General features: G+C 63.1%; 12 protein-coding genes. 3 read left to right on the top strand and 9 right to left on the bottom strand.

What is annotated here, in order from left to right; all coding sequences use genetic code 11:
• Positions 1-6: 6 nt before the first annotated feature.
• Together AC1RLZ_RS12680 and dusB are read right to left on the bottom strand one after the other, a co-directional pair.
• A complete protein-coding gene (locus tag AC1RLZ_RS12680) occupies positions 7-1,185 on the bottom strand; it encodes a two-component system sensor histidine kinase NtrB (RefSeq protein WP_493188899.1) in 1,179 nt (392 codons plus the stop codon).
• Positions 1,182-2,216, bottom strand: coding sequence for a tRNA dihydrouridine synthase DusB (gene dusB, locus AC1RLZ_RS12675; protein WP_493188898.1), 1,035 nt, complete (start codon positions 2,214-2,216; stop codon positions 1,182-1,184). The genes AC1RLZ_RS12680 and dusB overlap by 4 nt, the downstream gene beginning before the upstream one ends.
• Positions 2,217-2,448: 232 nt before the next feature.
• Here dusB and AC1RLZ_RS12670 point away from each other — a divergent pair, with 232 nt between their 5' ends.
• Positions 2,449-3,645 (top strand): bifunctional 2-C-methyl-D-erythritol 4-phosphate cytidylyltransferase/2-C-methyl-D-erythritol 2,4-cyclodiphosphate synthase, encoded by a 1,197-nt coding sequence (locus tag AC1RLZ_RS12670; RefSeq protein ID WP_493188897.1) that lies wholly within the window; start codon positions 2,449-2,451, stop codon positions 3,643-3,645.
• A 1-nt stretch (position 3,646) separates the two neighbouring features.
• Positions 3,647-4,270 carry a CinA family protein gene (locus tag AC1RLZ_RS12665; protein WP_371424654.1) on the top strand — a complete coding sequence of 208 codons (624 nt, stop codon included), beginning with the start codon at positions 3,647-3,649 and terminating at the stop codon, positions 4,268-4,270.
• Here AC1RLZ_RS12665 and AC1RLZ_RS12660 read toward each other — a convergent pair.
• Both AC1RLZ_RS12660 and lipA read right to left on the bottom strand, forming a co-directional pair.
• On the bottom strand, positions 4,260-4,745 hold the full coding sequence (locus AC1RLZ_RS12660; RefSeq protein ID WP_120289687.1) for a type II toxin-antitoxin system RatA family toxin: 486 nt from the start codon (positions 4,743-4,745) through the stop codon (positions 4,260-4,262). The two genes, AC1RLZ_RS12665 and AC1RLZ_RS12660, sit on opposite strands and share 11 nt — an antisense overlap.
• Before the next feature lie 10 nt (positions 4,746-4,755).
• The gene (gene lipA, locus AC1RLZ_RS12655) at positions 4,756-5,715 is read right to left on the bottom strand and encodes a lipoyl synthase (protein ID WP_371425051.1); all 960 of its coding nucleotides are present in this window, start codon (positions 5,713-5,715) and stop codon (positions 4,756-4,758) included.
• A 100-nt stretch (positions 5,716-5,815) separates the two neighbouring features.
• Here lipA and AC1RLZ_RS12650 point away from each other — a divergent pair, with 100 nt between their 5' ends.
• The gene (locus tag AC1RLZ_RS12650; protein WP_493188896.1) at positions 5,816-6,421 is read left to right on the top strand and encodes a DNA-3-methyladenine glycosylase; all 606 of its coding nucleotides are present in this window, start codon (positions 5,816-5,818) and stop codon (positions 6,419-6,421) included.
• A gap of 94 nt (positions 6,422-6,515) precedes the next feature.
• Here the strand turns inward: AC1RLZ_RS12650 and AC1RLZ_RS12645 are convergent, their stop codons facing one another.
• The 5 genes from AC1RLZ_RS12645 to AC1RLZ_RS12625 all read right to left on the bottom strand — a co-directional run bounded on the left by AC1RLZ_RS12645 (position 6,516) and on the right by AC1RLZ_RS12625 (position 14,750).
• Positions 6,516-9,389, bottom strand: a complete 2,874-nt coding sequence (locus AC1RLZ_RS12645) for a valine--tRNA ligase (protein ID WP_493188895.1) — start codon at positions 9,387-9,389, stop codon at positions 6,516-6,518.
• 189 nt (positions 9,390-9,578) lie between these two features.
• Entirely contained in the window at positions 9,579-10,313 is a 735-nt protein-coding gene (locus AC1RLZ_RS12640) for a PopZ family protein (RefSeq protein ID WP_493188894.1), read from the bottom strand.
• Between the two features lie 291 nt (positions 10,314-10,604).
• On the bottom strand, positions 10,605-11,996 hold the full coding sequence (locus AC1RLZ_RS12635; RefSeq protein ID WP_493188893.1) for a TolC family outer membrane protein: 1,392 nt from the start codon (positions 11,994-11,996) through the stop codon (positions 10,605-10,607).
• Between the two features lie 232 nt (positions 11,997-12,228).
• Positions 12,229-12,882, bottom strand: a complete 654-nt coding sequence (locus AC1RLZ_RS12630; RefSeq protein WP_493188892.1) for a protein-L-isoaspartate O-methyltransferase family protein — start codon at positions 12,880-12,882, stop codon at positions 12,229-12,231.
• A 536-nt stretch (positions 12,883-13,418) separates the two neighbouring features.
• Positions 13,419-14,750 carry a TolC family outer membrane protein gene (locus AC1RLZ_RS12625; protein ID WP_493188939.1) on the bottom strand — a complete coding sequence of 444 codons (1,332 nt, stop codon included), beginning with the start codon at positions 14,748-14,750 and terminating at the stop codon, positions 13,419-13,421.
• Positions 14,751-14,787 lie beyond the last annotated feature (37 nt).

Raw genomic sequence — 14,787 nt, 5'->3', positions numbered from 1 at the left:
CTCGTCTTACGTCTGTGAGGTGTTCGTCGGTGCCGCGGAGGCATCGGCGTTGCTTGGATCAAGGGTCTTGTCGTCCAGTGTCTTGGCGGGGTTGAACATTGGCAGCAGCACGCGAAACGTCGTCTTTCGAGGCTGTGATTCACATTCGATGATGCCGCCGTGATCGCCGACAATCTTCGCTACCAATGCAAGACCCAGGCCGCTTCCGGTGGGTTTGGTGGTGACGAAGGGATCGAACAGGTTGGGCAGGAGATCTTCGGGAACGCCGGGACCGTTGTCCTTGACGCAAAACTCGAGCGGCAGTGACACGCGCGATTTCTTGCCCGGCACTGACAGGCGCACGCCGGGCCGGAATGCGGTGGTAAGCTGGATCTCGCCATCGGAGCCGAGATCGACGATGGCTTCCGCGGCGTTCTTCACCAGATTGAGGAACACCTGAATGAGCTGATCCTGATTGGCGAGCACCGGCGGCAGCGACGGGTCGTAGTCCTCGATGAAGCGAATGTTGCGAGCGAAGCCGGACTGCGCGAGGCGCTTCACATGATCGAGCACGGAGTGAATGTTGACAGGGCCCCGCGCCACTGGACGATCGTCGCCGAACACTTCCATACGGTCGACCAGCGTGACGATGCGGTCGGCTTCATCGCAGATCAGACGCGTCAGCATGCGGTCTTCAGACGATGCCGACTGCTCGAGCAGCTGTGCGGCGCCACGGATACCCGACAGCGGATTCTTGATCTCATGTGCCAGCATCGCCGCCAGTGCGATCACCGAACGTGCGGCGCTGCGATGGGTGAGCTGCCTATCCATCTTGTCGGCGATGGTGCGTTCCTGCAGCATCACCACGATATGGCCCGGGCGCTCGGTGAGCGGCGCGACGTGCAGATCGACCTGACGATCGCCGCCGATGCGCGGCGTGCCGAGATCGACCTTGTATTCGTTCACCGGCGAACCGGCGGCGCGAACCTGGTCGATCAGCGCCAGCAGCGGACTGCCGAACGGCACCAATTCTTTCAGCGACTGCCGGCGCAGGAACTGCGCGGAAATCTCGAAGAAGGATTCGGCGGCCATATTGGCGTCGACGATCTTGCCGTCGGGCGCGATCAGGATCACCGGATTCGGCAGCGCGTTGAGAATGGCCTCACTGTCGGTGGGGACAGGGCGACGGTGCTCTGCGGCGTTCATGCGGCGGCACTCCATGCGAAATCGTCAAAAGCGTCGTTCAGAGACCGCTGCACACCGGAGGGATCTTCGGATGTAAGGATCTTCTGTCGCCAGGTCTTCAGCACGGCCGCTGGTGCGCAGCTCGTGGCTGCTGCGGCATCGAGCGCCCAGCCGAGATGTTTGCGCGCGTGGCGCAGGCCGATGCGCAGACCGTAGTGACGGACCACATCGTCATAGAGCGCGCAGATATAGGCGAGCTGCTGCTGCAGCGACGGCACGGCTTCCGCGATGCCGGTTTCGAGACGCCGGCCAATCTGGCCCGGCAGCCACGGCATGCCCTGCGCACCGCGGCCCATCATGACGGCGTCGGCGCCAGACATTTCAAGCGCCCTCACGGCCTTGTCGTAGGAGGTGATATCGCCATTGACGATAACGGGGATGCCGACGGCGTCCTTCACAGGGCGCACGGCGCTCCAGTCGGCTTCGCCCTTGTAGAACTGGCAACGGGTGCGGCCGTGCACGGTGATGAGCTGTACACCCGCCTGCTCCGCGCGCTGCGCAAGTTCCGGCGCATTCAGCGTGCGATCGTCCCAGCCAAGGCGCATCTTCAGGGTCACCGGCACCTTCACGGCAGCGATCGTCGCTTCGATCAGCTTCAGCGCATGGTCGAGATCGCGCATCAGCGCGGAGCCGGACTGGCCGCCGGTGACGTGCCGCGCCGGGCATCCCATATTGATATCGATGATGTCGGCGCCCGCCGCTTCGGCCACCCGGGCCCCCTCGGCCATCCAGCGGGTCTCGCAGCCGGCCAGCTGGACCACATGCGGGCCGATCCCGGTCGCTTCGCAGCGTAATACCGACATGGGGCGGCCGTTGACGAGATCGTCGCTGGCGGTCATTTCTGACACGACGAGGCCTGCACCGAGTTCGGCGGTCAGCCTGCGGAACGGCGCATCGGTGATGCCCGACATCGGCGCCAGAACGACCCGGTTGGCGATCTCGATGTCACCAATTCGTAAGCGCTTGCTGTATAGTGAGTCCGGGATGGTCACAGACCTGCTCGTCGTTCTCTCGTCCGCTGCATTGCGGGCATAGGGCGCATAATGCGCACATTTGTTGTGCAGTCAACCGTCATGCCTACACATTAGACAGATGAGTTCATTTTGCAAGTGCAGTGCAGCAATGCACTCTTATGCAGCCACGAGAATGTAATCATACTGTTTTTGCACGCGGCCGTGCTAAGGGCTGTGCGATCACCGCTTACCCCTTAATCACCTGACCCTGATGACAAAATCACCCAATACTGCCGGTTTGAAGACAGCCGCAATTATCGTTGCCGCCGGCCGCGGCCTTCGCGCCGGGTCCGGTGGACCGAAGCAATATCGCATGATCGGAGGCCGCAGCGTTATTGCGCGGGCCATGGAGCCGTTCTGCAACCATCCCCAGGTCTTCGCGGTCCAGCCCATCACCAATCCTGACGATATCGCTGCCTTCAACGAGGCGGTAAGTGAATTACGGTATCATGCTCCTGCGAACGGTGGAGCGACGCGTCAGGCATCGGTGCGTGCCGGACTGGAAGCTCTGGCCGATCACGCACCGGATATCGTGCTGATCCATGACGCAGCCCGCCCTTTCGTGACCCCGGCCTTGATCGAGCGCGCCATTGCCGCTGCGCAGATCACCGGCGCTGCCGTGCCGGGCGTTGCCGTCACGGATACGATCAAACAGGTCAACGAGGCCGGTCACGTGGAAGCGACGCCGGACCGTGCGCGCTTACGCAGCGCGCAGACGCCGCAGGCATTTCGTTTCGATGTCATCCTTGAAGCGCATCGTCGTGCTGCAAAAGAAGGCCGCGATGATTTCACCGACGATGCCGCGCTCGCCGAATGGGCGGGATTGACCGTGGCAACCTTTGAAGGCGATCTTGCAAATATGAAGCTCACGACCCCCGAAGATTTCATTCGCGAAGAAGCGCGTCTCGCAGCATCGCTCGGCGATATCCGCATGGGCACGGGCTACGACGTGCACGCTTTCGGCGACGGCGATCACCTGATGATCTGCGGCGTGCGCGTGCCGCATACACGCGGCTTTCTTGCCCATTCCGACGGTGACGTCGGCCTGCATGCGCTGGTCGATGCGATCCTGGGCGCGCTGGCCGATGGCGATATCGGCTCGCACTTCCCGCCGAGCGATCCCCAATGGAAGGGTGCGGCCTCCGACAAATTCCTGAAATACGCCGTCGATCGCGTCACCGCACGCGGCGGCCGAATCGCAAATCTCGAAGTGACGCTGATCTGCGAACGGCCGAAGATCGGCCCGCTGCGCGATTCGATGCGCGAGAAGATCAGCGAAATCACCGGCGTGGCGCTGTCGCGCGTGGCCGTGAAGGCGACCACCAGCGAACGTCTTGGCTTCACCGGCCGCGAAGAAGGCATCGCCGCCACTGCCGCCGCCACCATCCGCCTTCCCTGGACCGACTGATATGGCAGCGAGTGACGCACGAGCCCTCTCCCGCGCGCTGCTCGATCTCTGCCGCAGCCGCAAGCTGACGATCGCGACCGCCGAGTCCTGCACTGGCGGTCTCGTGGCCGGCGCGCTGACGGAAATTCCCGGCTCGTCCGACGTGATCGACCGCGGCTTCGTCACCTATTCCAACACTGCCAAACACGCGATGCTCGGCGTCAAGACGGCGACACTTGAGAGCTTCGGCGCGGTCAGCAAGGAGACCGCAATCCAGATGGCGGTCGGTGCGCTGGAAGAGGCGGATGTCGATCTCGCGGTCTCGATCACCGGAATCGCTGGTCCTGGCGGCGCAACGCCCGGCAAGCCGGTCGGCCTCGTGCATTTTGCCGTCGCATCGCGTGACGGTCGCATCGTCAACAAGGAATGCCGTTTCGGCGCCATCGGCCGCAGCGCGGTGCGTCAGCGCTCGGTGCTGGAAGCCTTGCGGATGCTCATCGAATTGGCGCGCGGACCACAGCCGCCAGCCAAGAAGCGCGCGGCAGCAAATCTGGCGCGGCCACGTGTGGCGCGCTCGCCGCGACGCACGGCCGTCAAGCGTCGCAGGCCCACGGCACCCTTGAAGAAGCCGACAACTAAGAAGTAGACGGAACGCCCGTGACTCGTGGCACACGATAGACTTCGTCCGCGCGCTTCTCGAAGGCTACGGCAAAGCGCTGGAATGCGGCATCGAACATCGTGCCCATCAGCATCGCCAGCATGCGGCTCTTGAACTCATAGGCGATGAAGAAGCCGACGTCGCATTCCCCGTCATCTGCCTTCGGCTCAAAGGTCCAGCGGTTTTCGAGATTGCTGAACGGACCACGCAGATATTCGACCATGATCTTCAGGTTCGGCCGATCCAGCGTAACGCGGCTGGTGAAGGATTCCTGGACCAGCTTGAACGACACGGTCATGTCGGCAACGATGACCTCGGTGCCATTCTCCTGCGGCGTGCGCTGGCGAATCTTCAGCGATTTGCAGAGCGGCACGAATTCCGGATAGCGCTCGACATCGGCGACCAGATCGAACATCTGGGAGGCGCTGTGACGCACGCGGCGCTTGTTGGCAAATCTCGGCATGGTCGCGTTCTCAGCGCGCGAGAGCGGCGCGCGCTGCCTGCAGCTTGGCGAAATCCTCGCCTGCGTGATGCGACGAGCGCGTCAGCGGGCTTGCCGAGACCATCAGGAAGCCCTTGGTATAGGCGACCTTCTCATAGCCGCTGAATTCATCGGGCGTGACGTAACGCGACACCACGTGATGCTTGCGGGTCGGCTGCAGATACTGGCCGATGGTCAGGAAGTCGATATCGGCGGAGCGCATGTCGTCCATCACCTGCAGCACCTCGTGGCGCTCCTCGCCGAGGCCAACCATGATGCCGGACTTGGTGAAGATGGTCGGGTCAAGTTCCTTGACCTTCTGCAGCAGGCGGAGCGAATGGAAGTAGCGCGCACCGGGCCGCACCGTGAGATAGCGCGACGGAACGGTCTCGAGATTGTGGTTGAACACGTCCGGCTTGGCCGCCACGACGACTTCAAGGGCGCCCGGCTTGCGCAGGAAGTCCGGCGTCAGGATTTCGATGGTGGTCGTCGGGCACGCCGCGCGGATGGCGCGAATCGTCTGTGCGAAATGCTCGGCGCCGCCATCGGCCAGATCGTCGCGGTCCACCGAGGTGATGACCACGTGATGCAGGCCGAGCTTGCGGACGGCTTCGGCGACATGGGCAGGCTCCAGCGCGTCGAGTGCGCCGGGGATGCCCGTCTTGACGTTGCAGAATGCGCAGGCCCGGGTGCAGGTATCCCCCATGATCATGAAGGTCGCATGCTTCTTCTGCCAGCATTCGCCGATATTCGGGCAGCCGGCCTCCTCGCACACGGTGACGAGGCCGTTTTCCTTGACGATCTTGCGGGTGTCCCCATAGCCACGGCTGGTCGGCGCGCGAACCCGGATCCAGTCCGGCTTCGGCGGCGAGACCGAATCCGGCCGATTCACTTTTTCAGGGTGACGCGGGCGGAGCGGTGTGGTGGAGACGGTATCGAGGACGACGACCATGAACTGTCCGTTCTGAGTGAAGCCTTAGGTAATCCGCCGGGCGCTGTCCTGCAACCCGCCCTCGCCTTCCCCGGCTCTGCATCATAACATAGCGGGCAGAATGGCTCCAAAACCTCACCACATCCCAAAAAAGCTCGGCAAGGCACTGAAACGCAGCTTTTTTGCGCGGAGCGTGCACGATGTGGCTCCCGAACTGATCGGCGCGACGCTCCTGGTGGATGGCGTCGGTGGCGAGATCGTCGAGGTCGAGGCCTATCATCACACCGAGCCCGCGGCCCATTCCTTCAATGGACCGACGCCGCGCAACCAGATTATGTTCGGGCCGCCCGGCTTTGCCTATGTCTACCGCTCCTACGGCATCCACTGGTGCGTGAATTTCGTCTGCGAGGCCGAGGGGGCGGCCAGCGCGGTGCTGATCCGGGCACTGCACCCGACCTTCGGGATTGGGGAGATGCAGCTGCGGCGCGGGCTGCAGGATGAGCGCATGCTGTGCTCGGGACCTGGCAAGGTCTGCCAGGCGCTCGGCATCAGCATCGCCCATAACGGGCTGGCTTTGGACAAGCCTCCGATCGCCATTCATGCGCGAACGGAGGCGCCGGACGTCGTCGCCGGCATCCGCATCGGTATCACCAAGGCGGTCGAGCTGCCGTGGCGGTATGGGGTGCGCGGGTCGAAGTATCTCAGCAAGCCGTTTCCGCGGGTGTGAGCCGCGGGATGGGTAGCGCGTCTTCGCGAAACCCGTCACCCACATGCGCGAAAGAGATGGGTTTCGCTGCGCTCAACCCATCCTACGGTCAAACTCACACCGCGTTCTTGAGACGCTTCAGCGCTTCCAGCGTCTTGGCCTTGCGGGCCTCGGCTGCCTCGCGCTTCTCGCGCTCTTCCTCGACGATTTCTTCCGCCGCATTGGCGACGAACTTCTCGTTCGAAAGCTTGGCGTCAGCGCGCTTGATGTCGGCTTCGGCTTTCGCAAGCTCCTTGTCGAGACGCGTCTTCTCGGCGCCGAGATCGATGACGCCCTTCAACGGCAGGGCTGCGACTTCGCCGCGGATCAGGAGCTGCACGGCGCCCTGCGGCGCGACATCGGCGAAGGATATATCGCCGAGACGCGCAAGGCGCTTCACGACATCGCTCCAGCGCTGGGCGCGGGCCTGAGTTTCCGCAGATGCTCCGGCCAGCACCAGTGGCGTCAATGTCGCCGGCACGATGTTCATCTCGGCACGCACCGAACGAACCTCCGTCACCAGATCAATAACCCAGCCGATTTCGGCTTCGGCGGCGTCATCCTTGAAGTCGGCGACCGGTTCGGGATCGCCCATCAGGATCGGTGCGACGATCGGATCGCTCGCGGCGGTCGCGATGATCAGGGCTTCCTGCTCGCGCGTCAGACCGCTCGCCTTGCGGGACCATGGTGCCAGCGCCAACAGACCATCGCGCGGCGCAGTGACTGCCCAGAGTTCCTCCGTGATGAACGGCATGAACGGATGCAGCAGCTTCAGGATCTCGTCGCGGGCCCAGGCGACCATCGCGCGGGTCTCGGTCTTGGCCGGACCGTCCTCGCCCATCATGAACGGCTTGGCGAGTTCGAGATACCAGTCGCAATACACGTTCCAGACGAAGCGATAGGCCGCGCCCGCCGCATCGTTGAAGCGATAGGCCTCGATGGCTTCAGTGACTTCGCGCGTCGCCTTCACGGTCTCATGCGCGATCCAGCGGTTGAGCACTTCCCTGGCTTTGGTCGGATCGAAGGCCGCCGGCAGCACGCACTCGTTCATCTCGGCGAAACGGCAGGCATTCCAGAGCTTGGTCGCGAAGTTGCGATAGCCCTCGACGCGCTGGGTCGCGAGCTTGATGTCGCGGCCCTGCGCGGCCATGGCGGCCAGCGTGAAGCGCAGCGCATCGGCGCCGTACTGGTCGATCAGGTTCAAGGGATCTATGACGTTGCCCTTCGACTTCGACATCTTGGCGCCCTTCTCGTCGCGGACGAGGGCGTGGATGTAGACGGTCGGGAATGGCACTTCTTTCTTGAAGTGCATGCCCATCATCATCATCCGGGCGACCCAGAAGAAGATGATGTCAAAGCCGGTGACCAGCACATTGGTCGGATAGTAGCGATCGACATCGACCGAACTCTGCGGCCAGCCGAGCGTCGAGAACGGCCACAGCGCCGATGAGAACCAGGTATCGAGCACGTCCTCGTCGCGGGTGATGAAGCCGGCGCGCAGGTCGGGATCGAGCGCCATGTCATGGCCCTGCTCTTCCGTGATGACTTCCTGCTCGACGTAGTAGCCGAGCGCATTCGCGACGGCTTCCTCTTCGGTCTCGGCGACGAACACCTTGCCGTCCGGACCGTACCAGGCCGGGATCTGATGGCCCCACCACAGCTGGCGCGAGATGCACCATGGCTGGATGTTCTCCATCCACTCGTAATAGGTCTTTTCCCAGTTCTTCGGCACGAATTCAGTCGCGCCGGTGCGCACAGCGGCGATCGCCGGCTGCGCCATGGTCTTCGCGTCGACATACCACTGGTCGGTCAGATAAGGCTCGATGACGACGCCGGACCGGTCGCCATGCGGCACCATATGGGTATTGGGCTCGATCTTCTCCAGGAAGCCGAAATCTTCCAGCCGCTGCACGATGGTCTTGCGCGCCTTGAAGCGCTCCATGCCGTGCAATTCCTCAACCAGCTCCGATGCTGCGACCGGCAGGCCGCGCAGATAGTCCTCGTTGTCAGCGAGAGCGAGCTTGCCTTCGATATCGAGGATGCTGATGCGTGCAAGGCCGTGGCGGTTGCCGACTTCGAAGTCGTTGAAGTCGTGCGCCGGCGTGATCTTCACCGCGCCGGAGCCCTTCTCCGGATCCGAATATTCATCCGCGACGATCGGGATCAGACGGCCGACCAGCGGCAGAACCGCGTTCTTGCCGATCAGATGGGTGTAGCGTTCGTCATCCGGATTCACGGCGACGCCGCTGTCGCCCAGCATCGTCTCGGGGCGAGTCGTCGCGACGGTGATGAACGTGGTCGGATCTTCCGGATCGAAGCTCTTGCCTTCGAGCGGATAGCGCAGGTGCCAGAGGCTACCCTTGACCTCGACCTGCTGCACTTCGAGATCGGAGATCGCTGTCAGCAGTTTCGGATCCCAGTTCACAAGGCGCTTGTCCTTGTAGATCAGACCCTCGCGGTGCAGCTGCACGAACACCTTGATGACGGCCTCGGACAGGCCCTCATCCATGGTGAAGCGCTCGCGCGACCAGTCGCAAGAGGCGCCAAGGCGCTTTAGCTGGTTGACGATGACGCCGCCGCTCTCGGCCTTCCACTTCCAGACGCGATCGAGAAATGCCTCGCGGCCCATGTCACGGCGACCGGGCTCCTGACGCTCCATCAACTGGCGCTCGACCACCATCTGCGTCGCGATGCCGGCATGATCGGTGCCGGGTTGCCACAACACGTCACGGCCGCGCATGCGCTCGAAGCGACACAAGACATCCTGCAGCGTATTGTTCAGGGCGTGGCCCATATGCAGCGAGCCGGTGACGTTCGGCGGCGGGATCACGATCGTATAGGGCTCGGCATCCACCCGATCCGCGCGGCCGGCCTTGAACGCGCCTTCGGCTTCCCAGGCGCTCGCGATGCGGGTCTCGATATCGGCGGGCAGATAGGTCTTTTCGATCATGACAATTCAATCAAATCAGGGGTTTTCGGCCACGATTTTGAGGCCCGATTTTCAGGCTTGGGGCGAACGCAGGACGCCGATGGCGCTAGAAACCCGCCAGCGCGGCTCAAGTCAACATACAGGGCTGCTTAACCGCCCCGGAGGGCCAAACGAAGGCCTCGAAAGGCCGTCATTGCCTGTCTCGTGGGCCTAGCGGCCGCCGCGCGAGACGCGCTCGATCTCGGCCTTGACGATGCGCTCGACGAGGCCCGGCAGGTTGTCGTCCAGCCAGGACTTCAGCATCGGACGCAGCATTTCCTTGACGAGATCCTCAAGGGTCCGCGCGTTGTTGCTCAGGACCGTATTGGCCAGCGCATTGAAGGCCGACTCCACGGACGACACGGTGCTGTGCGACAATATCTGCTGCTGCTGCGCGACGGGCGGTGGATCATAGGATGGCGGGTCGAAGCGCGGCGCCGGCCGTTCGCTGCTGGCAGCGACGGCTTCGGCGAATTCGAGGTCGTCATCCGGCTCGACATGCTGGAAGGCTGGTTCCGGCTCGGGATCGGCGACCATCATCTCGTCGGTCAGCTCGAACACATCACCATCGGGCTGTGCCGGGCGCACCTCTTCCTCGGTGGTCGCGGCTTCCAGACTGGCCAACATCGCGTCGATGTCGTCCTGGCTGTTGGAGGCAGCAGGCTCCGGGGGCGGTGCGGGCTTCGGGGCTGGCGGCGGCGCCTTGGCGGCAGCGGCCTGCGCGGCAGGAATCGCCGACGGCGGAATGTCAGTCATCGCAGCAGGCCTGGGCGCAAGAGCCGGCTTGGGCGGCGGCGGTGCAACCTCGGCAACGGCCGGCTTCGCCTCATCGTCGGCGATGATACGCCGGATCGACGCCAGAATCTCCTCCATCGAGGGCTCCTGGACCTTTGCAGGTTGCGTCATGTCCGACTCCGCATCATCAACGCTCTCGTCAATATTTTACACCAGACGAGGCTGAATTTGCCGGTTGTCGTTTTGACGACCGTTCGATTCAGCGTGCATGCCTGACTTGTCCCCAAGATCAAGCGAGGCCTGACCACCAACTGTCGCGCGGGACACGCCCAAGGAACTACTAAAGGCATTCCGAATCGCTAAGTCAGCAATACAAACGGTACGTCATCGGACAAATTGATTGCAAGCAAAGGGCCGCAGAAGCGGCCCTTTCGATACGATATCAGGTGATATCCGAGCGCGTTAGCGCCCGTCGGGCGTACGCACGCCGACCCAGCTATCGCGCACCTGGTGATAGTGCACGCTGGGATCATACACATTGGTGTTCAGCTTCATCACCGTCGGTGACAGACGACCGACAGCGTTGAGCACCGCGTAGGATGCCACCACACGATCATGCTGCGCTGTGACGAGTGCGACGCGCGCATTCACCAGAGCCTGCTGGGCGTTCAACACGTCGAGTGTGGTGCGCTGGCCGGCCTTGGCTTCTTCACGAACACCGTTCAGCGCGATTTCGGACGCCTGCACCTGCGCCTGTGCGGACGAGACCTGCGCCCTGCCCGCCAGCAACTGCCCCCAGGCCTGCACGACGCTCGCGCGAGTCTGGTCGCGCACCTGCTCGAGTGCGAGGCGCTGCTGGGCCAGCGTTTCCTTCGACTGACGGATCAGCGAATATTCCGCACCACCCTGGTAAACCGGGATCGACACCTGAGCGATGCCGGCTGCCGTCAGACCGCGCGGCTGCGAGATCGATTGTTCCCAACCCTGCTGGATGCTGGCCTGCAAGGTCACGCTCGGGAACAGTGCGCCTTCGTTGACCTTCACATTGAGGAAGCTGACATCGATGCCGAACATGGCGGCAGTGACATTCGGGTTCTCGACGAGGCCGAGATCGACGGCACCGGATAACGTGTTCGGAAGGAAGCGATCGACGGGCGAACCCGCCTGCAGGTTGCTCGGCTCGTTGCCGATGATACGGCGGAAGTTCGAGCGGGTGGTGGTGAGATTCGACTCGGCGGTCAGCAACTGCGTGCGGCCGGCGGCGAGCTGGGCTTCGGACTGTGCCACGTCGGTACGGGTGACTTCGCCGACGTTGAAGCGATCACGCGTCTGCTTCAGCGTCTGCTCGAGCACGCGGACGTTGCTCTTCTGCACCTCGACGACAGCAGCGTCGCGCAGATAGTCCATGTAGATAGTAGCGGCCGAGAGTATCACTGACTGTTCGAGCACGCGCAGACCTTCGCGCGCAGCCGAAACCTGTCCCTCGGCGGCACGTGTGCGGTTCGCCGTCTGGTTGCCGTTGTAGAGGCTCTGGGTGACGGTCGCGCCAACAGAGCGCGGCACCTGCACGCCATGGAGCGGGGTCACAACGCCACCGGAAGCGACCACAGCGTCCGTATATTGATAACCACCGCTTGCGGTGATCGCGACCCTCGGCCGATAACCGGACAAAGCCTGCGGCACGTTTTCGTCGGTGACACGTACCGATGCGCGCTGGGCGTTCAGCTGCGGATTGTTCTGGTAAGCGCGAACCAGGGCCGACTCAATCGTGTCGGCAAGAACCGGTGACGTTCCGGCAAATGCCAGCAAAAGGGCCGCAGCTGCAGCACCGGTGAGAGCTTTAACGCCACCCATTCTTGGTAATCCATTCATGCCGTTCACTGATCCGGGCGCATGTCTAGAGCGGCGGAACAGATGATGTCCGTTAGCGAGTCTCCACTCACCATATTCCTCGCATCGGCGGGACGGAACCTCTCGTGGAATTCTGACGGTGGAAACTTGGCGAATGGGACATCCAAGCCACACTTGTAATTACCGCTGGCGATATTAGCGGTGCCCCGATGCCCCAAAAGTGTCCGGAGCGAGCCTAAAAGACGAATTCCGGGAGCTTTTCCAGGCCCGGCAGAACCGGCGCGGTGGCATCGAACAGGGGACGGAAGCCAAAATCGTCGTGAGAATGGGTCACGATCATGGCGCGGGCGGGCTTGGTCAGGGCAAACACGCCCACCAGTTGACCACCGGGGGCCAGTTGCTTGTAGAGCCCCGTCGGGAGGACTTCTGTTGCGCCGGCCAGAACGATCAGATCATAGGGCGCGTTGGCGGCATGGCCATCGGCCGGCATTCCGGCAGCTAGGGTGATGTTCGAATAGCCAAGCCGGGCCATGTCCTCTGAGGCCTTGGCCGCCAGGGCGGCGTCGCCCTCGGTGGCAGTCACCTTCCCGGCGAACTGGGCGATCACGGCGGCCGAGTAACCCGTGGGGCAGCCAACCACCAGAACCTTGTCGGTCGCCTTCACGTCAGACGCCTGCAGCATCCGGGCCAGAACCACGGGTTTGATCAGGAAACGATTCGGGGCGACTTCGAGGTCGAGGTCCAGATAGGCCATAGCGCGCTGGCTGGCCGGTACGAACTCCTCCCGCGGCACGGCGAGCATGGCATCGATGATGCGCAAATCGGTGACGTCGCTGGGACGCACCTGACCATCAACCATCTTCTGGCGTGCGGTCGAAAAGTCGGACATGAGCGATCCCTTGCAAACGGCTGGAAGTTCCTTTTGCAGGAATTACGGCAGCGCAAAGCGGGATGCAAGGTTCGTGAAAACACAGCAGCCAAGGCGTTATCGAGGTGATCCAGAACACAGTGTCTGACACTATTCTTGCGGAAGGATGTTTGGTTCCCCGGGCAAGATTCAAACCAGCGACCATTCGATGGCGGTAAACTGGCATCGCGTTTTAGTCGGTTGCATGACATCTCACGCCGACCACTAGCATCCTGATTCTATGGACTTTTCCGCGTTCATATCGACTTTCCTTGCGCTGGGCCGCGAAAGGACAGCCCACGCAGCTCCGACTGACGGGGCATCAGCCGGAGCTGCAAGGCGGCGGGCACACACGCTGAAAACACCGTGCCTTCCGCAACCGGAGAACGGGACGGGTATCGAATGCTCGAACCATTCGACGATCCCGCGCCATCGAAAACCCTACTCAGGCAGCCATGGGGACCGCTGCGTAACGTTCGTGGCGGCCAGCGGGCCGCACAGAGACAAAATCGGGCATGCTACCTGCCCGATGGCGTGCGCAGGCCGTGCCATGCGTCGCGCACCTGATGGTAATGCACATCCGGCAGATAATCGGGGGTGTTGAGAGCCAGTGTCCGGACATCCAGCCCGCCGACGGCACCCAGCAACGTGTAGGATGCGATCACACGGTCACGCAGCGCGCCGATCAGACGTGCCCTTGCCTGGATCAAATCCTGCTGCGCGTTGAGGACATCGACGGTGGTTCGCTGGCCGCCCTGCGCTTCGCGCTGCACGCCCTGCAAGGCGACGCCGGCACCCTTCACTTCGGCTTCTGCTGCGGAGACCGCGACCTTGCTGCCTTCATACGACACCCACGCTCCGACGGCGGCCGTACGCGCCTGATTGCGGATCTGCTCAAGCACCTGACGGCTCTGCGTCGCCAGTTCCTTGGCTTGCCGTGTCTGGGCGGCAGCCAGGCCGCCATCATAGAGCGGCACCGAGGCCTGGCCGACGATAGAAGCCTGGTCCGTCCCGTAGGTGCCGAGCGTCGAGTCGGATTGCATCGAACGGCTGACATTCGCCTGCACGGCGACGGTCGGATAGAGGCTGCTTTCCGCGACGCTGATGGTCGTCGTCGCGACATCGACATCGAACCGGGCAGCGAGAACGGCGGGGTTAGCCGAGGCGGCCTGAGCGATAGCGCCGTCACGGCTGGTCGGCAGCAACCGATCGATGGGTTCAGCGGGCGCCAGCCGCGCGGGCACGGCGCCAATGACCTGAAGATAGGTGGCCTGGTTGATGGCGAGGCCGACTTCTGCAGCGTTGAGATCGGCCTGCCCGCGCGCCAGCCGTGCTTCAGCCTGCGACGTATCGGTCGGCGTCACATCGCCCGAGGCGAGACGCTTGCGTGCGACCTCGAGCGTTTCGCGTAGCGCGGACACATTGGCGCGCTGCGCTTCCAAGAGCGACGTGCTCGCCAGCACATTCGTGTAAGCAGTCACCGCATCGAGCAGCACACCCTGTCCGACATTGCGCAACGCCTCGCGGCCACTCTTGACCTGGAATTCAGCCACGCGGACGCTGCTGGCGGTCTTGAACCCGTTGAACAGCGTCTGCGTCACCGTCACGCCGATCGTCCACGGCTTGAGCGTTGCGCCCTGGATTGTGTTATCGGGCAAAAGATTACGGACGGCCTGCAGGCCGACGCCGAGCGTCGCCGCGACCTGCGGCCGGTATCCGGCCATCGCCTGCGGCACGTTCTCGTCCGCCGCGCGCTGCCGGGCGCGATCCGCATTGAGCTGCGGATTGGACTGATAGGCCTTCACCAGCGCGTCGTTCAGGTTTTCCGCGCGAACGGCAATGACAGACATCGTCAAGGCCGCAGCCACGCCGATCACGTGACCGCTC

It is taken from the genome of Tardiphaga sp. GW822-FHT04G09, assembly GCF_058800725.1.
Note: the sequence above shows the minus strand (reverse complement) of the source record. Positions and strands in the feature narration are given on the sequence as shown.